At 56.6% G+C, this 20,021-nt stretch carries 15 protein-coding genes; 11 read left to right on the forward strand and 4 right to left on the reverse strand.

Translation table 11 applies throughout. The features are described from left to right. The first annotated feature begins 12 nt into the window (after positions 1-12). From betI to AC13CY_RS11365, 11 genes are all read left to right on the forward strand, one after another. A complete protein-coding gene (gene betI / locus AC13CY_RS11315) occupies positions 13-621 on the forward strand; it encodes a transcriptional regulator BetI (RefSeq protein ID WP_044628022.1) in 609 nt (202 codons plus the stop codon). A gap of 10 nt (positions 622-631) precedes the next feature. Continuing rightward, positions 632-2,101, forward strand: coding sequence for a betaine-aldehyde dehydrogenase (gene betB / locus AC13CY_RS11320; RefSeq protein ID WP_172514439.1), 1,470 nt, complete (start codon positions 632-634; stop codon positions 2,099-2,101). Between the two features lie 55 nt (positions 2,102-2,156). Next, entirely contained in the window at positions 2,157-3,833 is a 1,677-nt protein-coding gene (betA, locus tag AC13CY_RS11325; protein ID WP_062359360.1) for a choline dehydrogenase, read from the forward strand. A 205-nt stretch (positions 3,834-4,038) separates the two neighbouring features. After that, a complete protein-coding gene (locus AC13CY_RS11330) occupies positions 4,039-6,525 on the forward strand; it encodes an acyl-CoA dehydrogenase (RefSeq protein WP_273681909.1) in 2,487 nt (828 codons plus the stop codon). A 369-nt stretch (positions 6,526-6,894) separates the two neighbouring features. Then, positions 6,895-7,995, forward strand: coding sequence for an ABC transporter ATP-binding protein (locus AC13CY_RS11335; protein ID WP_062359362.1), 1,101 nt, complete (start codon positions 6,895-6,897; stop codon positions 7,993-7,995). Continuing rightward, a complete protein-coding gene (locus AC13CY_RS11340) occupies positions 7,988-9,088 on the forward strand; it encodes an ABC transporter ATP-binding protein (protein ID WP_058577767.1) in 1,101 nt (366 codons plus the stop codon). The genes AC13CY_RS11335 and AC13CY_RS11340 overlap by 8 nt, the downstream gene beginning before the upstream one ends. Continuing rightward, the gene (locus AC13CY_RS11345; protein WP_062359363.1) at positions 9,081-9,968 is read left to right on the forward strand and encodes a carbohydrate ABC transporter permease; all 888 of its coding nucleotides are present in this window, start codon (positions 9,081-9,083) and stop codon (positions 9,966-9,968) included. Before AC13CY_RS11340 ends, AC13CY_RS11345 begins: the two co-directional genes overlap by 8 nt. A 1-nt stretch (position 9,969) precedes the next feature. Then, positions 9,970-10,863, forward strand: coding sequence for a carbohydrate ABC transporter permease (locus AC13CY_RS11350; RefSeq protein ID WP_044628029.1), 894 nt, complete (start codon positions 9,970-9,972; stop codon positions 10,861-10,863). Positions 10,864-10,874: 11 nt separating this feature from the next. Then, entirely contained in the window at positions 10,875-11,147 is a 273-nt protein-coding gene (locus tag AC13CY_RS11355; RefSeq protein ID WP_044628030.1) for a DUF2160 domain-containing protein, read from the forward strand. A gap of 82 nt (positions 11,148-11,229) precedes the next feature. Further along, positions 11,230-12,969 (forward strand): ABC transporter substrate-binding protein, encoded by a 1,740-nt coding sequence (locus AC13CY_RS11360; RefSeq protein WP_044628031.1) that lies wholly within the window; start codon positions 11,230-11,232, stop codon positions 12,967-12,969. A 125-nt stretch (positions 12,970-13,094) separates the two neighbouring features. Continuing rightward, on the forward strand, positions 13,095-14,735 hold the full coding sequence (locus tag AC13CY_RS11365; RefSeq protein ID WP_044628032.1) for a glycerol-3-phosphate dehydrogenase/oxidase: 1,641 nt from the start codon (positions 13,095-13,097) through the stop codon (positions 14,733-14,735). Between the two features lie 102 nt (positions 14,736-14,837). Here AC13CY_RS11365 and AC13CY_RS11370 read toward each other — a convergent pair whose 3' ends face one another. The 4 genes from AC13CY_RS11370 to AC13CY_RS11385 all read right to left on the reverse strand — a co-directional run bounded on the left by AC13CY_RS11370 (position 14,838) and on the right by AC13CY_RS11385 (position 19,941). Beyond that, the gene (locus tag AC13CY_RS11370) at positions 14,838-15,062 is read right to left on the reverse strand and encodes a hypothetical protein (RefSeq protein ID WP_044628033.1); all 225 of its coding nucleotides are present in this window, start codon (positions 15,060-15,062) and stop codon (positions 14,838-14,840) included. A gap of 531 nt (positions 15,063-15,593) precedes the next feature. Next, positions 15,594-17,078 (reverse strand): glycerol kinase GlpK, encoded by a 1,485-nt coding sequence (gene glpK / locus AC13CY_RS11375; protein ID WP_058577770.1) that lies wholly within the window; start codon positions 17,076-17,078, stop codon positions 15,594-15,596. 149 nt (positions 17,079-17,227) lie between these two features. Beyond that, complete coding sequence (locus tag AC13CY_RS11380; protein WP_483052529.1) at positions 17,228-17,986, reverse strand: DeoR/GlpR family transcriptional regulator; 759 nt, start codon at positions 17,984-17,986, stop codon at positions 17,228-17,230. A gap of 116 nt (positions 17,987-18,102) precedes the next feature. Then, entirely contained in the window at positions 18,103-19,941 is a 1,839-nt protein-coding gene (locus AC13CY_RS11385; protein WP_483052530.1) for an SLC13 family permease, read from the reverse strand. Positions 19,942-20,021: the final 80 nt, after the last annotated feature.

Below are 20,021 nucleotides of genomic sequence, written 5' to 3' on the forward strand. Positions count from 1 at the left end.
CCTAAGGTGGGAATGGAACCAATACGCCGCCAGCAGTTAATCAAGGCTACGATGGCGGCCATTGATGAGGTTGGCCTTGCCGAAGCGACGGTCATGCGCATCGCCCGTCACGCGGGGGTTTCCGCAGGCATTATCAGCCACTACTTTGGCGGTAAAGATGGCCTGCTCGAAGCCACGATGCGACAAATTTTGACGGACTTAAGCGATGCCGTCGCCGCGCGGCGCCATGCCTTAGAAGACGATTCACCGCGTGCGCACATTGGCGCCATTATTGAAGGCAACTTTGATCGCACCCAGGTCACCGGACCCGCCGCTAAGACGTGGTTAGCCTTCTGGGCCAGCAGCATGCACAAGCCCGTACTTCAGCGGCTTCAGTATGTGAACGACCGTCGTCTTTACGCCAACCTATGTCATCAATTTCAACGTGTCATGCCCAAAGCGGATGCCCGCAACGCCGCTCGTGGCCTAGCCGCCATGATCGATGGTTTATGGCTGCGCGGTGCGTTAACGCCTGAAGGCCTGGATGCCGCAGAAGCGCGCTATCTTGCGCACACCTATCTCGACCAGTTACTGACTCATTACGGATGCTATCAAGACGCATCCACTGCCGATTTTAAATAAGGAGATCAACATGACCGCTCAAAGCGCACAACCCCTCTATATTGGTGGTCGCCCGGTTGATGCCACCTCCGGCGAAACATTTACCGTTACCAATCCTTATGATGGCAGTCTGCTGGCCACGATTGGTCAGGCAAGCCAAGCCGATGTCGATAGCGCCGTTCAGGCAGCACAGCGTGGCCAGCGTGAATGGGCCGCCATGACCGGCATGGAGCGCTCACGCATCCTGCTACGTGCCGTAGCACTTCTTCGCGAGCGTAATGACGAGCTTGCCGAGCTGGAAACCCGCAATACCGGCAAGCCGATCAGCGAAACCGCCAGCGTCGATATCGTGACCGGTGCCGATGCTCTAGAGTACTACGCAGGCCTTGCCCCGGCGATTGAGGGCAGCCAAATTCCCCTGCGCGATAGCTCGTTTGTTTACACCCGCCGCGAGCCGCTGGGTGTCATTGGTGCGATTGGCGCCTGGAACTACCCGATTCAAATCGCCTGCTGGAAAGCGGCTCCGGCGCTGGCAGCGGGTAACGCCATCGTGTTCAAGCCCAGTGAAGTCACACCGCTAACGGCGCTTAAGCTTGCCGAAATCTTCACTGAAGCAGGCTTGCCCGACGGTGTGTTTAACGTGGTACAGGGCGATGGTCGCGTCGGCGCCATGCTGACCGAGCACGAGGGCATTGCCAAAGTCTCGTTTACCGGTGAAGTGGGCACAGGCAAAAAAGTCATGGCCGCTGCCGGTGGTTCCACGCTGAAAGACGTGACAATGGAACTCGGCGGCAAATCTCCGCTAATTGTCTTCGCCGATGCCGACCTCGAGCGCACAGCCGATGCCGCCATGATGGCGAACTTCTACTCCAGCGGCCAAATCTGCACTAACGGCACTCGCGTGTTCGTTGAGCGCAGCGTCAAAGAGGCGTTCGAAGCCAAGCTAGTAGAGCGCGTGGCACGCATCAAAGCAGGCGACCCGATGGATCCGAGCGTCAATTTCGGTCCGCTTGTCAGCTTCGAGCATCAGGAAAAAGTGCTCTCCTACATCGCGCTCGGCAAAGAGCAAGGCGCACGCGTGCTGGCCGGTGGCGACGCGTGGAACAGCGGCGAATGGGCCAAAGGCGCCTGGGCGGCCCCCACGGTATTCACTGACTGCACCGACGAGATGCGTGTCGTCAAAGAGGAGATCTTTGGCCCGGTAATGTCAGTACTCGCCTTCGACGACGAAGAGGAAGTCATCCGCCGCGCCAACAACACCAAGTACGGCCTAGCCGCCGGCGTCTTCAGCGAAAGCCTGAACCGCGCGCACCGTGTGATTCACCAGTTAGAAGCAGGCATCTGCTGGATTAACACTTGGGGCGAATCTCCCTCTGAAATGCCGGTCGGCGGCTATAAAGAGTCCGGCATTGGCCGTGAAAACGGTGTGGAAACGCTAAACCACTACACCCAGACCAAGTCCGTACAGATCGAGATGGGGCCGTTCGAGTCGGTGTTTTAAAGGCTGAGCCCAGCTTTCGTACACCGAACTCCCCTTTCTGGATGAGAGAACCGCTATGTCTCAAGCAACTGAGTTTGATTACATTATCATCGGTGCCGGTTCAGCAGGTAACGTGCTGGCCACGCGCCTGACCGAAGACAGCGATGTCAGCGTGCTGCTGTTGGAAGCCGGTGGCCCTGACTACCGTTTCGATTTTCGCACCCAAATGCCCGCAGCGTTGGCTTACCCACTACAGGGCAAGCGTTATAACTGGGCGTTCGAAACCGACCCCGAACCTCATATGGACAATCGCCGTATGGAGTGCGGGCGTGGCAAAGGCCTAGGCGGCTCCTCGCTGATCAACGGTATGTGCTACATCCGCGGCAACGCGCTTGATTACGACCACTGGGCCAAACAGCCCGGTTTGGAGGAGTGGGATTATTTAAGCTGTCTGCCCTACTTCAAAAAGAGCGAAACCCGCGATATCGGCCCGAACGACTACCACGGTGGCGACGGGCCCGTCAGCGTGACCACTCCCAAAGCGGGCAATAACCCGCTTTACCGCACTTTTATAGAGGCGGGCAAGCAAGCCGGTTACCCAGAAACCGAGGACGTCAACGGCTACCAACAAGAGGGCTTCGGCCCGATGGACCGCTTCGTAACGCCGAAAGGTCGCCGCGCCTCCACCGCTCGTGGCTACCTGGACACGGCCAAACAGCGCAGTAACCTGACCATCGAAACCCGCGCCGTCACCGACGTGATCGAATTCGAGGGTAAGCGCGCCGTCGGCGTCCGCTACGAGCAGAAAGGCCAGCCCAAGCAGGCTCGCGCGCGTCGCGAAGTGCTGCTGTGCGGTGGTGCGATTGCCTCACCACAGATTCTCCAGCGCTCAGGCGTCGGTAATTCGGAGTGGCTGAAAGAACTGGGCATTCCCGTGGTGCACGACCTACCCGGCGTCGGTGAAAATCTGCAAGACCACCTGGAAATGTACATTCAGTACGAGTGCAAAGAGCCTATTTCGCTCTACCCTGCACTGAAGTGGTACAACCAGCCGAAGATTGGGGCCGAGTGGCTGTTTAACGGCACCGGTATAGGCGCAAGCAACCAGTTCGAGTCCTGTGGCTTCATCCGTAGCCGCGATGACGAGGAGTGGCCAAACCTGCAGTACCACTTCCTGCCTATCGCCATTAGCTATAACGGCAAGAGTGCCGTTCAAGCGCATGGCTTCCAGGCACACGTCGGTTCCATGCGTTCAGAAAGCCGCGGCCGTATTCGTCTGACATCTAAAGACCCCCACGCGGCACCGAGCATTCTGTTCAATTACATGGCCAAAGAGAAGGATTGGGAAGAGTTCCGCGACGCGATTCGCCTAACTCGCGAGATCATCGCCCAGCCCGCCTTCGACCGATACCGAGGCCGGGAAATTTCCCCCGGCCCGGACGTGCAGAGCGATGAAGAGCTCGACAATTTCGTCAAGCAGCACGCCGAAACTGCTTATCACCCCTGCGGCAGCTGCCGCATGGGCGAAGGTGACATGGCGGTGACCGATGCCCAAGGCCGGGTACATGGGCTCGAAGGACTGCGCGTGGTGGATGCATCACTATTTCCGGTCATTCCAACCGGCAACCTGAATGCTCCCACCATCATGCTGGCCGAAAAAATCGCCGACCGTATTCGCGGTCGCGAGCCCCTGCCCCGTGCCAGCGTAGATTACTACGTCGCCAACGGCGCGCCTGCCAAACAGGCATCGTAGCCTGAGACGAGTGCGGGCTTATCGACCCGCTGCGTCAAAACGCCATGGTTCCGCGCCATGGCGTTTTTTATGTCTTAACTGCGCTACATTGAAGATATAAAGCGAACGTATAACGGTGAAAGGCTTGCACTAAGCATCTTGACTCTGCGAATATTCAAACATACGTTTAAATACGTTCATTAACAACCATCCACGGAGATCCCCCATGCTCACCTTACTACTCATCGTGCTGGCCGTTGCGGGCTTGCTCGTGGTGATGCGCCGCGAGGCAGGTGCCACCGCTGCCCTTGCCCTACTAGGCGTACTGGGCTTAATTGGCGTTGTGTTAGGCGCACCGATCATAGGCACGTTGCTACTCATTGCCGCCGCCGCAGTAGCCGTGGCGGGCCTTCCTGCACTGCGCAGTAAATGGCTAACCCCGCGTATTTTTGCCACTTTCAAAAAAGTAGCGCCGAAAGTATCGGCGACCGAGCGTACCGCGCTGGAAGCGGGTAGCGTTTCCTGGGATGGCGAGCTTTTTTCAGGTAAGCCCCAGTGGCAATCGCTGCTCGACTTCAAAGACGATGGCCTAAGTGACGAAGAGCAGGCGTTTTTAGACAACCAGTGCTCAAAAGCCGCTGGCATGTGCAACGCCTGGGATATCGCCCGTGAGCGTGCCGACCTGCCCCAAGAGCTATGGGACTACCTGAAAAAAGAAGGCTTCTTCGGCATGATTATTCCGAAGGAGTACGGCGGTTTGGGCTTCTCTGCCAAGGCGCAATCCATGGTGCTGCAGAAGCTCTCCGCCAACGAAACCCTGATGGTGACTGTAGGCGTGCCCAACTCTCTCGGCCCTGGCGAACTGCTGCTGAAGTACGGCACCCAAGAGCAGAAAGACCACTACCTGCCGCGCCTAGCCGATGGTCGTGAAATCCCCTGCTTCGGCCTCACCGGCCCCCGCGCAGGTTCAGATGCGACTTCCCTTCCAGATACCGGCGTGGTGTGTAAGCAAGTCATTAATGGCGAAGAAGTCGTGGGCGTGCGCCTGAACTTTGAGAAGCGCTGGATCACCCTGGCGCCCATTGCCACCGTGGTTGGCCTGGCATTCCGCCTCTTCGACCCGGAAAACCTGCTGGGCGAAGAAGAAGACCGCGGCATTACCCTGGCGCTGATCCCCCGCGATACCCAGGGTATGGACATTGGCCGTCGCCACCACCCGATTGGCAGCCCGTTTATGAACGGCCCGATTAAGGGTAAAGATGTGTTCGTACCGCTGGACACCATTATCGGTGGCCCGGATATGATTGGCCAAGGCTGGCGTATGCTGGTGGAGTGCCTCTCGATTGGCCGCTGCATCACGCTGCCTTCTGGTGCCACCGGCACCGCGCGTTACGCGCTGGGCTGGAGCGGCGGCTTTACCCGCGTGCGTCGTCAGTTCAACGTACCGGTCGCAGAGATGGAAGGCGTGCAAGAGCCCCTGGCACGTATGGCGTCATTGGCCTACATTTCGGCAGCCACGGTGTACCAAACCGCTAACCTGATCGACCATGGCGAAAAGCCAGCGGTACCCTCTGCCATCCTGAAAAGCCAGCTGACCGAATTTCAGCGCGTGCTGCTTAGCGATGCAATGGACGTGCACGGCGGTAAAGCAGTGACGCTTGGCCCGCGCAACTACTTGGGTATCGGCTATAGCGCGAACCCGGTAGCCATTACCGTAGAAGGCGCGAACATTATGACCCGCAACCTGATGATCTTTGGTCAGGGCGCTATTCGCTGCCACCCTTATGTGCTGGAAGAGCTGGCTGCCAAAGATGCCAACGATGTGAAAGCCTTCGATAAGGCGTTCTTTGGTCATGCGGGCCTGATTTTCGGCAACGCGGCCCGTGCCTTCACGCTGGGCTTCGGTCTCGGCAAGCCCAGCGTGCCGTTCAGCGGTCCGGCCGCTGGTTACGCCCAGGATATCGCGCGCCTCTCTGCCGGCTTCGGCCTGTGTGCAGATGCCGCCATGGCCAGCCTCGGCTCTGAGCTGAAAAAACGCGAAATGCTTTCCGCCCGCCTGGGCGATATCCTTTCCAACCTCTACCTTGCTTCTATGGTGCTTAAGCAGTGGCATAACGGCAATAAAGTAGAAGGCGAAGAAGGCCTACTGCATTACAGCATGCAGTTCCTGCTTAACCGCGCAGAGCAGGCCTTTGTTGAGATTTTTGACAACCTGCCAAACCGTGCGCTGGGTAAAGTACTCAACGTCGTGGTCATGCCTACAGGCCGTCGCTGGAATAAGCCACATGATGACTTAGCCCGCGATATCGCACGGCGTGTCTCTACCCAAAGCGCGCTACGCAGCAAGCTGCTAACCAACACCTGGGACAAAGACGACGGTACAGAATCTAACCCGTTGGCACGCTACAACGCTCTGCTGAAAGAGTACGACCGCGCGGAGGCTATTTACCGCACGGTAAACAAAGCCTACGCCAAAGGTGAGCTGCCGCAAACGGCACTTCACCCCGAAGCACGGGTAGAAGCCGCTCTGGAAAAAGGCTTAATTAACGAAGAAGACGCCGCCTTCATGCGCACATTTGAAGCTGAAGTGCTGGAAATGCTGACCGTCGATGACTTTGCTTACCACGCGTTTGCCAACGACAAGTCGACACTGATCGACCATAACGCAGCACCTGCCAAAGCATCGCCGCAGGCAGAGACCAGCGTTAAGTAAATGGCTTTTAGCCCTCGACCAACCGGCCCACCAAGGGCCGGTTTTTTATGCCACCCGCATGTTCTAAAACGAATCAAACGAACATTATAGCCATAGGGCGTAGTGGAGACTGAGCAAACCGAGCTTCTTACTCACCCTGAAAACTCTATTTTTGAGTTCTTCTACGCCTAAAAGCGAATACAAACGGCCATCAAAAGCGTTGCAAGTTCGCAAATGATCAACTAGCCTTTCGTTAATGAAAATATCGCATGGGTTGGTTGCCACACAATAATCGGCAAATAAGTACGGCCAACCACCCTCCCTCGCGATCAGCGCACTACACAATTATCGATACCACCTATCAATAACAACGACGCTAGCGAGATCGGCATGTCCTTACATTTGCAAAATATCGACCACGTCGTCGGGGGTCAGACCCATATCAGTGGGGTTAACCTCGAACTGGAACCAGGTTCCTTTAACGTGTTGCTCGGACGCACGTTGGCGGGCAAAACCACGCTCATGCGTCTAATGGCAGGCTTAGAGCAGCCCACCCGCGGGCGTATCTTCATGGACGGCAAAGATGTCACCGGCGTTTCGGTTCGCAAACGCAACGTGTCGATGGTCTACCAACAGTTCATCAATTACCCCAGCCTGACGGTACGCGACAATATTGCTTCACCGCTGAAACTAGCCAAAACGCCTCAACAGGAAATTGATCGGCGTGTCGGCAGTATTGCTGAAATGCTGCATATCGAACATCTGCTCGACCGCTACCCCCAAGAGCTCTCAGGGGGGCAGCAGCAGCGCACCGCCATGGGCCGGGCGCTAGTCAAAGATGCCGATCTGATTTTGTTCGACGAGCCACTGGTCAACCTGGACTACAAACTGCGCGAAGAGCTGCGCGACGAGCTGCGTGAGCTGTTCAAAGCCCGTAACTGCATTGCCGTTTACGCCACCACCGAACCCAACGAGGCGCTGGCACTCGGCGGCAATACGGCCGTGCTGCATGAAGGACGGCTGCTCCAGTACGGCCCCACCGAACAGGTATACCGTGAGCCCAACGGTCGTCATAGCGCCGAGATGTTCTCCGAACCGCCGATTAATATCGTGCCCGGAAAGCTGACCGCAACGGAAATCACTTTCGACCAGTCGCTGCACTTCCCCTGCGACCCCGGCCTTCAGCGGCTCACCCCGGGCGATTACGACTTTGGCGTACGCGCCTCTCATATCACCCTCAAACCCCAGTCAGTCGACGATCTCGAGCTGCCAGTCAGGGTCGACGTCGCCGAGATAAGCGGTTCTGAAACGTTCTTACACGTGCGCCATGAGCGCTTCCCTCTGGTGCTGCATTTAGCGGGAATTCACGAGTTTCACGTCAACGATGCGATCAACGTGTACTTCCCAACGCATCAGCTCTACGCCTTCGATAAACAGGGCAGCACCGTGCACATCCCCTCTTCTGCTCAAGGGAGCGTTGCTCATGGCTGAGATTACTTTAAAAGGCTTGGCGCACAGCTATAGCAAAAGTCCTAGCAGCCATAGCGACTACGCGATTCGTCAGATGGATCACGTGTGGCACCAGGGCGGTGCTTATGCACTGCTGGGCCCGTCGGGCTGCGGTAAATCAACCCTGCTAAACATTATTTCTGGCCTGCTGGAACCCTCCGAAGGTGACGTACTGTTCGATGGTCACCGTGTGAACGAGCTGCCGCCGGAGGAGCGCAACATCGCCCAGGTGTTCCAGTTCCCGGTGATCTACGACACCATGACGGTGTACGACAACCTGGCTTTCCCGCTGCGCAACATGAACACCCCCGAGTACAAGGTCGACCCGAAAGTTCGGGAAATTGCCGATATCCTCGACCTCACGCCGCTCCTCTCCCGGAAAGCCAAAAACCTCACCGCCGATGAGAAGCAGAAAGTCTCCATGGGCCGCGGGCTAGTGCGTGACGACGTCTCTGCCATCCTATTTGACGAACCCCTCACGGTGATCGACCCGCAGCTCAAGTGGAAGCTGCGCCGTAAGCTCAAAGAGATCCATGAGCGCTTCAATATCACCATGATCTACGTTACCCACGACCAGCTCGAAGCCTCTACCTTTGCTGACAAAATTGCGGTGATGTACGACGGTCAGGTGGTGCAGTTCGGCACGCCTCGTGAACTGTTCGAAAAACCGGCGCATACCTTCGTGGGGTACTTCATTGGCAGCCCGGGGATGAACTTCATGAGCGTCACCCATCAGGCGGACAAAGTGATGTTTGGCGAGCTGCCGCTACCCGTGAATGAGGCCGTTAGCCGCAGCGTGGCGGCCGCAGGCTCCAGCAATATCAAGCTTGGCATTCGCCCGGAGTTCATTACGGTCAGCAACTCGCCGGAGCCAAACAGCGTACCGGTTGAAGTGGTTAACCTGCAGGACTTGGGGACCTACTCGCTGCTGAGCTTTACCTTGAACGGCCAGTTGTTCAAAGCGCGCCTGCCTGAAGGTCACGCGCCGGTAGGTGACGCTGCTCATGCAGTGTTTTCCGATCAGCACATCGCGCTCTACGTCGATGAATACCTAGTGGAGATCGGCCATGAATAATAAAGTACTCAATAACCGCGCATGGCTGCTGGTCCTTCCCATGCTGGTACTGGTGGCTTTTTCGGCCATCATCCCCTTGATGACCGTGGTCAACTACTCGGTTCAGGACGTGCTGGGCCCTAATGCGCGCTTCTTCACCGGTACCGAGTGGTTTCATAGCATCTTGAACGACTCGGCGCTTCGCGACGCCTTCGTGCGTCAGATTCTTTTTTCTCTGACCATTTTGGCCATCCAGGTGCCGCTCGGCATTGGCATTGCCCTGATTATGCCTAAGCGCGGCTGGCAGGCCTCTGCCGTACTGATCTTGATTACCCTGCCGCTTCTGATCCCATGGAACGTGGTGGGCAGTATTTGGCAAATCTTCACCCGTGGCGATATTGGCCTCATGGGTTACGGTCTGCGGGAGCTAGGGATCAACTACAACATTACCCGTAATTCGGGCGATGCCTGGGCAACCATTATCTTGATGGACGTTTGGCACTGGACTCCGCTGGTGGCCATGCTCTGCTACAGCGGCCTGCGTTCGATCCCCGAGGCTTACTACCAAGCAGCACGTATCGATCGTGCCTCCAAGTGGGCGATCTTCCGCTACATCCAACTGCCCAAACTCACCAACGTTCTGGTCATTGCGGTGCTGCTGCGCTTTATGCACTCATTCATGATCTACGCCGAGCCCTTCGTACTAACTGGCGGCGGCCCGGGTAGCTCCACCACCTTCCTGAGCCAGTCACTCGCGACTATGGCTATCGGCCAGCAGGATCTGGGGCCCTCTGCCGCGTTCTCGATCATCTACTTCCTGGTTATTTTGCTCGTGAGCTGGGTGTTCTACACCACCATCATGCACATGCAAAAAGATAAGAACCCGCACGGGGGAGCATGATATGTACCGCTTAGATAACGCCCAGCAGGGCGAGAAATACAACACCATTTTTAGCCGGACCACCCCGGCACAGCGGCGCAAACGTAACGCGCGCAGCCGGTTCCGTTCACGGTTTCTGCTGGGGCTGTACCTGTTCCTGATGATCCTGCCAATTTATTGGCTGATTAATATGTCGCTGCAGACCAACAGCGAGATTTTGGGCTCCATGACGCTATGGCCCAAAAACCTGACGTTTGATAACTACATCGGCATTTTCACTAACTCCAGCTGGTACATGGGCTATGTGAATTCAATGCTGTATGTAGCGCTCAACATGCTAATCACGATTTGCGTGGCGCTGCCTGCCGCCTATGCCTTCAGCCGCTACCGCTTTATTGGCGATAAGCACCTGTTCTTCTGGCTGCTCACCAACTTGATGGCACCGCCTGCGGTGTTTCTGCTGCCCTACTTCCAGCTCTACTACTCGGTAGGTTTGTTCGATACCCATATCGCCGTGGCCCTGGCCCACTGTTTGTTCAATATTCCGCTGGCCATCTGGATTCTCGAAGGTTTCATGAGCAGCGTGCCAAAAGAGATTGATGAGACGGCGTATATCGACGGCTATAGCTTTCCGCGCTTCTTTATCAAGATTTTCATTCCTATGATCCGCTCCGGTATCGGCGTCACGCTGTTCTTCCTGTTCATGTTCTCGTGGGTAGAGCTGCTGCTGGCACGCACGCTGACCGCCACCGACGCTCAACCGATCGGCATGATCATGACGCGGACCTCCACCGCATCGGGCATTGACTGGGGCACGCTTGCCGCCGCTGGTGTACTCACCATCGTGCCGGGCATTTTGGTGGTGTACTTCGTTCGCAACCATATCGCCAAGGGCTTTGCCCTGGGCCGCACCTAAGGAGCACCGTTATGTCTTGGATGGTATGGACGACACCGACTGCCATTTTCTTTTCATCCATTGCAGCGATGCTAGCAGGGATGACGCTGTGGGAGATCTTATCCCCCACCGTCGAACGCAAGGGGTTTCTACCCATTAGCACCACCCGCGGCGACCGGCTGTTCATCGGCCTGCTCTCCGCCGCGTTTATTCACCTGGGGGTGATTGGCTTCACAACGCTATCCATTTGGATAGCGCTGGCACTATCAGCGGTATGGCTGCTGGTGTTGATGCGCTGGGGCTAGGCCGACGGCTTTCTCAGCGGATGTACGGCGGTATCAAGGACGCTCACGTCATCAAGGAAGAGCACAACAAAACGAGGTCAATATGCGTAATAACAAGTTCAAACTCACTACCCTCGCCGCTAGCCTAATGCTCGCATCGGGAAGTCTCATGGCAGATGACCACGACGCGCGGGCCATAGCGGAGCGCCTGGTAGACGAGCACTTCCAAGACTCGACGCTCAGCCGCGAGGAGCAGATCGAAGAACTACTCTGGTTTGCCAAAGCGGCCGAGCCGTTCCGCGGCATGGATATTCAGACCGTAGCCGAAGGCCTGACAACGCACGTGTATGAAAGCGAAGTGCTCGCTCCCGCGTTTAGCGAGCTGACCGGCATCAACCTGACCCATAACATCATCGGCGAAGGTGACGTGGTCGACACCATGCAGAACCAGATGCAGTCGGGCAACAGCATCTACGACGGCTTCGTCAACGACACCGACTCCATCGGCACGCATATTCGCTACGGCACCACCATCAACCTAACCCAAGCCATGGAGAACGAGTGGGCAGACTACACCCTGCCGACGCTGGATCTGGACGACTTCATCGGCCTGCAGTATGGCACCGGCCCGGATGGCAGCCTTTACCAGCTACCCACCCAGCAGTTCGCCAACCTGTACTGGTTCCGCTATGACTGGTTCCAGCGTGAAGACTTGCAAGAGCAGTTCCGTGACATTTACGGCTACGATTTAGGCGTGCCCACCAACTGGACCGCTTATGAAGATATCGCCGAATTCTTTACCGAGCATGTCGGTGAGATCGACGGTACTAAGGTCTACGGTCACATGGACTACGGCCGCCGCGACCCCTCTTTGGGTTGGCGCTTCCACGACTCCTGGCTCTCCATGGCAGGTATGGGCAGCCCCGGCGTACCGTCCGGTAACCCGGTGGATGACTGGGGTATTCGTGTGAATGAAGAGAGCCAGCCGGTCGGCGCAAGCGTCAGCCGCGGTGGCGCGACCAACTCACCTGCTTCCGTCTTCGCCATGCAGAAAGCCGTGGATTGGCTGCGTGATTTCGCACCGCCCGAAGCCCAGGGCATGACCTTTGGTGAAGCTGGCCCCGTGCCCGCCCAGGGCCATATCGCTCAGCAGATCTTCTGGTACACCGCCTTCACCGCTGACATGACCGACCCGTCTGTTGCCGTCACCGACGACGAAGGTAACCCGCTGTGGCGCATGGCACCCTCTCCCACTGGCCCCTACTGGGAAGAGGGCATGAAGGTGGGTTATCAGGACGTAGGTGCCTGGACCTTCTTCGATTCTACGCCTGAAGATCGCCGCACGGCCGCTTGGCTGTTTGCCCAGTTCACCGTGGCGAAAACCACCTCGCTGGAAAAACTGATGGCGGGCCTAACGCCAATTCGCGAGTCGGATATCTTCTCCGAGCAGATGACCGAAATGGCACCCCGACTGGGCGGCCTGGTGGAGTTCTACCGCAGCCCCAACGAGTCTAACTGGACGCCTACCGGCACCAACGTACCGGACTACCCACGCATGGCACCGCTGTGGTGGCAGAACCTGGCACCGGTGATGAGTGGTGAAGTCACGCCCCAAGAAGGCCTCGACAAGCTCGCCGCCGACATGGACAACACCATGAACCGCTTGGCACGGGCCAACGTCTTCGACAGCTATGCCCCGGTGCTGAACGAAGAACGCGACCCGCAGTACTGGCTTGACCAGGAAGGCGCCCCCAAAGCGAAGCTGGATAACGAGATGCCGCAAGGCACCACCGTTCCTTACGATGAAATGATGGAAGCATGGATGGCGGCCGGCACCCGCTAAGACCTATAGGGCGGGCGCCAGCCCGCCCCTTTTCCGTGGTGTCATCAGCGGCGGGCATTGTTGCCCTCTCCACTCGTTGAGACCGCAACCGACACGGGGCTTTTTCTTAATTAATTGGAACCGCTATGAAACTGCGTAACCGTAATGTCGAGAAATTGCACACTGATGACTTTGACGCACTGATTATCGGTGGCGGCATCAATGGTGCAGCAACCGCCGCTGCTCTTGCGGGCAAAGGTGCTAAAGTAGCCCTAATCGACCGTGGCGACTTTGCCGGCAGTACCAGCATGCACTCCTCGAACCTGGTTTGGGGCGGCATCAAATACATGGAAAGCAAAGACTTTGCGCTGGTACGTAAGCTCTGCAAAAGCCGCAACCACTTAATCAAAAGCTACCCGTCTACCGTTCAAGAAATTCGTTTCCTTACCACGATTACCAAAGGTTTCCGCCACTCTCCGCGCTATTTGTGGGCGGGCACCTGGCTTTATTGGCTGATGGGCAACGGCTTCACCAAGTTACCGCGCTTGCTCTCGCCCAAAAAGATCAAGCAAGAAGAGCCGATTATCGATATTGAAGGTGCCGTTGGCGGGTTCGAGTACTCAGATGCTTACCTGCATGATAACGACGCTCGCTTCGTATTTAACTTCGTACGCCATGCCCTTAACTACGGTGCCGTGGCGGCCAACTACGTCGAATCGTTGGGGGCCGAACGCGAAGGCGATACCTGGGTGACCAAAGCCCGCAACGTAATGGATGGCAGTATCTTCAATATTCGTTCCAAAGTGTTGATCAACGCCGCTGGCCCCTGGGTCGACCAGCACAATGCCCTGACGGGGCAAAAAACGTCCCACCAGCACCTCTACTCGAAAGGCATTCACTTGATTGTGCCGCAGTTAACCGACACCAAGCGGGTGCTGGCGTTCTTTGCCGATGATGGGCGGCTCTTCTTCGTCATTCCGATGGGCAACCGCACCTGTATCGGCACCACCGACACTCATATGGAGCACCCCGAGGTCGACGTCACCGCCGACGATATCGCGTTCGTTTTGGAGAACATCAACAAGCGCCTGACGCTCGACAAACCACTCACCCAAGCCGACATCATATCGACGCGCTGCGGGGTACGCCCTCTCGCCATCAAGGCCGACCAGGGCAGCGACCGCGACTTCCTGCAGCTATCGCGCAAGCATGTCATCGATACCAATCCAGAGAGTGCCCATATCAGTATCTTTGGCGGCAAGCTCACTGATTGCCTCAACGTGGGCGATGAAATTGCCGAGGAGGTAAAAGCGCTTGGCGTGGCGCTCAGCGATCCTAACTTTCACTGGTATGGCGAGCCGCCCGAGCCGGTGAAGCAGCAGTTTATGGATCAAGCCAAGCGCATGAACCTGGATGCCATGACGGCGGCTACCTCTTCAGAGCCGCTCTCCTCAAGACTATGGCGACGTTATGCAGAACAAGCGATTCCCATGCTTGAGAAAATTCGCCAAGACCCTTCTGAAGCCGATATTTTGATCGAAGGCACCGAGTACATCCGCTGTGAACTCGAGCACGCACGTGACCATGAGATGATCACGCAGTTGGAAGACTTCTTACGCCGCCGCGCCAAGGTGTCGCTGGTCGTTCACCATGAGCAGCTGCGCCAGTCACCAGGCCTAAAAGAGGCCTGTCGGGTCCTCTTTGGCGAAGAAGCAGAAGAACGATTTACCACCTACTTCAAAGAGAATCGTGATACGTCTCGGCCGTCGGTTGAAACGCTCTCTTAAACAGAAGCGAGCATTTTAAACCGTCACTCTTGCTCACATAAAAATCCCCCTGCTAACTCAATAGCAGGGGGTATTAATATCGTGAGCAAGTGTGTTAAGGCATCACTCTTCGTGTTCGACGAGCAGTTGAGAATCGCCCGCTAATACCTCATCCCATGCTTCTTCCAGCGTACAGCCTGAACGACTATCAATGGTGTCGATAACTTCGACGGCATGTTGGAGCGACTCACGATTGCTCTTCAACGCCAATACTAGCTTGGCTAAATCTTGCTTGCTGAAAGAGCTAGCGATACGGTCGGCTTGTTGGCTCAATTCGATGCAGTTCATGGTTAGTCCCTCATGGTATGGTCAGCCGCTGCTCGTTATTGTTTGATACTTCGTATGAATAATCGAGCAGCCATCTTAATTAACGACGAATGGTGACATTGCTACTCATGCTGGGCCGGGTAAGTGCCCAGTTCGGTAACTGCGAAACGGTCACAAGCGTTACAAGACCTTCGCCTTAAGCGCCCTGGTAATACGGCAGCGCCTCGGTATGTAGCAAGGATAAGTGCGACGTATCGGGATAACAAAACACCGCCCTGATCCATGACTTCACTATGGTTCACGGCTGCCATGCTCACAATGCATCATTGGCAGCAGGCTGGGTTGTAGTTTGACTACATAACACCCATAGAAGCGCTATCGATGACGTAGACTTTCAAGAAGAGAGTTAAACGACTGTTTTAAAAGGGTAGGGAAAAATCAATGGAGAAGAACTAACACGTCTTTAAAAGATAAAAAACGCCATAAAAAAACGCCGCTGTGCGACAGCGGCATCTTTTATGGCGCTTCTATGGCGCTTCGCGGCGGCGTTGTTTACGTAGAGCGCACACGGGATACCGCATCCAACCAGCCCTGGTAGAGCTTTTCACGGGTCTCCTCTTCCATGGTCGGCGTAAAGCTGCGCTCGCAACGCCAGAGCTGCTCGATCTCCTCTAGCGTGTCGTACCAGCCAAGACGTAACCCTGCCAAGTAAGCCGCCCCAAGGGCCGTCGTTTCCAAAATGGTCGGACGGTCAACTTGGACATTGAGCATATCGGCCAAAAACTGCATGACCCAGCTGTTCTTCACCATACCGCCATCCACACGCAGGTTGCCCGGCGCAGCCTCCATATCATCGTTCATACAGTGCTGCAGGTCGCGGGTTTGGTAACACACCGCCTGCAGCCCCGCCGCAACGATTTCGGCGATGCCAGTGTCACGCGTCAGGCCAAAAATAGCGCCACGGGCCTTAGGGTCCCAGTGGGGCGCGCCTAGCCCGGTAAAGGCTGGCACCAAATAAACGCTGTGGCCGCTGCGGGTTTTCTGGGCCAGCGCTTCGGTTTCAGAAGCATCGGCAAACAGATTCAGACCATCTCGTAGCCACTGCACCGTGGCGCCTGCTACGAAAATACTCCCCTCCATGGCGTAAGTAGGTTTGCCGTTGATACGGTAGCCAATGGTGGTCAGCAGGCGATTACGCGATACCGAGGCCGTTTCCCCGGTATTCACGATCATAAAACAGCCGGTGCCGTAAGTGCTTTTACCCATACCGGGTTTAAAGCACGCCTGCCCAACCAGCGCCGCCTGTTGATCACCCGCGACGCCTGCAATCGGCAGCGGCGCGCCCAGCCAGTGGGCCTCGACCGTGCCAAAATCATCGCTGGAATCGTTCACCTCGGGGAGCATATTGGCGGGCACATCAAATAGCGCCAGCAGCTCCTCGTCCCAAGTTTGGTCATGAATGTTGAACAGCGCCGTGCGCGAGGCATTGGTGGCATCGGTCACGTGACGTTTACCATCGGTCAAACGCCACATCAAAAAGCTATCGACGGTGCCGAACGCCAGCTCGCCCCGGGCAGCACGCTCGCGGGCGCCCTCGACGCAATCGAGAATCCAGGCCAGTTTGGTGGCGGAAAAGTAAGGGTCGATCAATAGTCCAGTTTTCGACTGTACTAACTCAATATGCCCCTCGTCGCGTAGCGCCTGACAGCGCTCGGAGGTGCGACGATCTTGCCAAACGATGGCGTTGTATAGCGGCTTGCCTGTGGCGCGATCCCACACCACCGTGGTCTCACGCTGGTTGGTAATGCCGACCCCATCCACTTGTTCGGGGGTTATCTGGGCTTTGCTGAGCACTTCCCGGCAGGTCGCGATCACCGATTCCCAGATATCTTCCGGGTCGTGTTCGATCCACCCATCTTGCGGAAAGTGTTGAGGAAACTCTTGCTGGGCAACTGCCGCTATTTGGCCTTGGCGGTCAAACAGAATCGCGCGGGAGCTGGTCGTGCCTTGATCGATGGCGAGAATAAAGGAGGACATAGCGCATTCACTTTGTTGTAGGTTCTTTCGATTTTGTCTGTTTTGTTTCGTTTTATTATCATTCAAGGCTACTCCAGGCGTATGGAATGCTCAAGTATGAAACTCTGCCACCTTAGCCAAAGCACCCCTAAGCGCTGTTGTAGCAGGCGCTAAGCAATGTGCAGCGCTACATCGTGTTGGGTGAGCAGCCGTTGAATCGCCTCGGGGGGCTTACGGTCGGTAAACAACGCATCCAACTGTGAGATATTGCCCTGACGCACCACCGGGTTACGGTGGAATTTCGAGTAGTCGGCGGCTAGATACACCCGGCGGGAGTTGGCAATGATCGCCTGGGCAACGCGTACCTCTTGGTAGTCAAACTCCAGAAGCGAGCCATCCTCGTCGATGCCGCTGATCCCGATGATGCCGTAGTCCACTTTGAACTGATTGATGAAGTCGATGGTGGCCTCGCCGATGATCCCGCCATCCCGAGAACGTACCTGCCCGCCCGCGATGATCACGGTGAAGTCCTCTTTATGCTGAAGAATCGCCGCCACGTTCAAGTTATTGGTAATAATCTCCAGCCCTTGATGCTCTAAAAGCGCCTGGGCGATCATCTCGTTACTGGTACCGATATTAATGAACAGCGATGCGTGGTGAGGAATGTGCTGCGCCAAACAACGGGCAATGCGCTCTTTCTCTTCTAGGTGTAGCGTTTTGCGGGTGCTATAAGCGGTATTCACCGTGCTTGATTCCACGCCTACGCCGCCATGTACGCGTCTCACGCGGCCTTCGTTGGCCAGCGTATTTAAGTCACGGCGGATGGTTTGCGGCGTCACCGCGAAGTGTTCGGCGAGCTGTTCAATACTCATATAGCCGTGCTGGCGAACCAGTTCGACGATGGCATCCTGGCGGTACTGTTGGTTCATAAGCCCGGCCTGTTCGATATTTGTTGGTCTATGTGCGTTATAGATTAGCAAAATTTTCGGAATCTAATAGCGCGAACATTCGAACAGGCCAGGTGCTGCCATTACTTTAGGCTATGTTAGAGCGGCCACACCCACAAAATCGCGGGAATGGCTACGGCCATCACCACAAGCGAAAGCGGCAACCCCAGTTTCCAGTAATCTCCAAACCGGTACCCCCCGGGGCCCAGCACCAGGGTATTCGACTGGTGTCCAATCGGGGTTAAAAACGCACAGGAGGCGCTGACGGCTACCACCATCAAAAACGGGTCCAGCGAGGCATCGAAGCCGTTGGCGAGGCTCGCCGCAATCGGCGCCATAAGTAGAGCCGCTGCCGCGTTGTTTACCACGTTGGAGAGGAGCATGGAGAGCAGAAACAGCCCCACCAAGGAAACGACAATCGGCCACTCTACGCCAAACCGCAGCAGCGCATCGGCAATGATATCAGCACCGCCACTGGTCTCCAGCGCTTCACCCACCGGCAACATGGCGGCAAGCAGCACAATCACCGGGCCATCAATGGCTTGGTAGCCATCCCGCAAGGGCAGCACGCCAATCAGCAGCGACACCAGCGCCGCCGTGCTCATCGCAACAGCCGCGGGCAAAAGATCAAACAGCATCGCGACAATCGCTAGCGCGAAAATACCCACCGAAATAGCCAGCTTACGCGGCTGGCCTAAATGTAGCTCGCGGTTGGCCAGCGGCAAACAACCCAGCGTCGATAAACTATCGGCGATTTCGTTTTCGCTGCCCTGCAATAGCAGCACGTCGCCGGTTTGAAAACGAATGTCGCGCAGGCGCTGCTTCAGGCGGCCACCATCACGGGCCACGGCCACTAAGTGCAAGCCAAACTGATGGTTAAGGCGCAGCTGTCGCACGCTGCGATTAATCATCATCGAATCATTACGAACAACAGCTTCAATGAGCTGTAGGCCTTCGGTATCGACCGGCTGACGTTCATCGCTCTTCTCCGCGTCCACGCGCTGCTCCTGCCCGTCCTCTGGCTCTTCAGGTTCGGCAATGGCGCTAAGGCCCACTTTGTCCTCCAGCAGCTTCAGCTCATCGGGGCCGGCTTCCAGCAGCAGGATGTCACCCTCACGAAGCACGCCGTGAAACTGGTAGCCCGCCCGGCGATTATCTTCACGCACCACCGCTAAGACAGGGATGGTCTCATCCAGCTCATCGCGCAATTGTTGAAGGGTGAGCCCATTAGCTTTGGAGTCTTCAGTAACATTTAGCTCTACTAGATAGTTGGCGGTATCGAACATATCGTCTGCCGCCGCCTGCCCACTGCGTTTGGGGGTCAAGCGCCAGCCTACCAGCACAATAAATATCAGGCCAGCAAGCGCTACCACAATGCCCACCGGTGAGAAGCTAAACATGCCGAAGTTTTCACCGGTCATATTGCCCCGGTAAGCAGCAATGATGATGTTGGGTGGCGTGCCAATCAGCGTGGTTAAACCACCCAGCAGCGAACCAAACGCCAGGGGCATTAATAGCAGTGAAGGAGACGTATTGTGTTCCCGTGCAAGGCGCATCGCCACCGGCAGCAGTAGCGCCAGCGCCCCCACGTTATTCATCACCCCAGACAACACCACCACGGTACCCACGAGCACGAGCAGTTGCAGCATTAGGCGCTCGCCCACTTTGAGCACCTGATTGGCGATGACATCCACCACTCCAGAGCGCTCAAAGCCACGGCTTAACACCAGCACCGCCGCCACGGTAATCACCGCCGGATGGCCAAAGCCTGCAAAGGCGTCATCCGCAGGCACCAGCCCCAGCATCACCGAGCCTAGCAAGGCAGCCAAGGCCACCAAGTCGTAGCGGAAACGGCCCCAAATAAAGGCGACTAGCGTGAGCCCCAGCACGATGAATACCAGCGTGCTGGGAGAGAGTCCTATGCTTTCCAGAGTCATGTGCGTGCCATCTCCCTATGTTGTCGCTCCTCTTCCCTGACACGGAAAGTGCGGAGTGTTCAGCATCACATTAGGCGATG

Source organism: Vreelandella sp. L-15 (assembly GCF_056857635.1).

Coding starts and splice junctions, on each gene's coding strand:
- betI (WP_044628022.1), top strand. CDS start 13: ATGGAACCAATACGCCGCCAGCAGTTAATCAAGGCTACGATGGCGGCC.
- betB (WP_172514439.1), top strand. CDS start 632: ATGACCGCTCAAAGCGCACAACCCCTCTATATTGGTGGTCGCCCGGTT.
- betA (WP_062359360.1), top strand. CDS start 2,157: ATGTCTCAAGCAACTGAGTTTGATTACATTATCATCGGTGCCGGTTCA.
- AC13CY_RS11330 (WP_273681909.1), top strand. CDS start 4,039: ATGCTCACCTTACTACTCATCGTGCTGGCCGTTGCGGGCTTGCTCGTG.
- AC13CY_RS11335 (WP_062359362.1), top strand. CDS start 6,895: ATGTCCTTACATTTGCAAAATATCGACCACGTCGTCGGGGGTCAGACC.
- AC13CY_RS11340 (WP_058577767.1), top strand. CDS start 7,988: ATGGCTGAGATTACTTTAAAAGGCTTGGCGCACAGCTATAGCAAAAGT.
- AC13CY_RS11345 (WP_062359363.1), top strand. CDS start 9,081: ATGAATAATAAAGTACTCAATAACCGCGCATGGCTGCTGGTCCTTCCC.
- AC13CY_RS11350 (WP_044628029.1), top strand. CDS start 9,970: ATGTACCGCTTAGATAACGCCCAGCAGGGCGAGAAATACAACACCATT.
- AC13CY_RS11355 (WP_044628030.1), top strand. CDS start 10,875: ATGTCTTGGATGGTATGGACGACACCGACTGCCATTTTCTTTTCATCC.
- AC13CY_RS11360 (WP_044628031.1), top strand. CDS start 11,230: ATGCGTAATAACAAGTTCAAACTCACTACCCTCGCCGCTAGCCTAATG.
- AC13CY_RS11365 (WP_044628032.1), top strand. CDS start 13,095: ATGAAACTGCGTAACCGTAATGTCGAGAAATTGCACACTGATGACTTT.
- AC13CY_RS11370 (WP_044628033.1), bottom strand. CDS start 15,062: ATGAACTGCATCGAATTGAGCCAACAAGCCGACCGTATCGCTAGCTCT.
- glpK (WP_058577770.1), bottom strand. CDS start 17,078: ATGTCCTCCTTTATTCTCGCCATCGATCAAGGCACGACCAGCTCCCGC.
- AC13CY_RS11380 (WP_483052529.1), bottom strand. CDS start 17,986: ATGAACCAACAGTACCGCCAGGATGCCATCGTCGAACTGGTTCGCCAG.
- AC13CY_RS11385 (WP_483052530.1), bottom strand. CDS start 19,941: ATGACTCTGGAAAGCATAGGACTCTCTCCCAGCACGCTGGTATTCATC.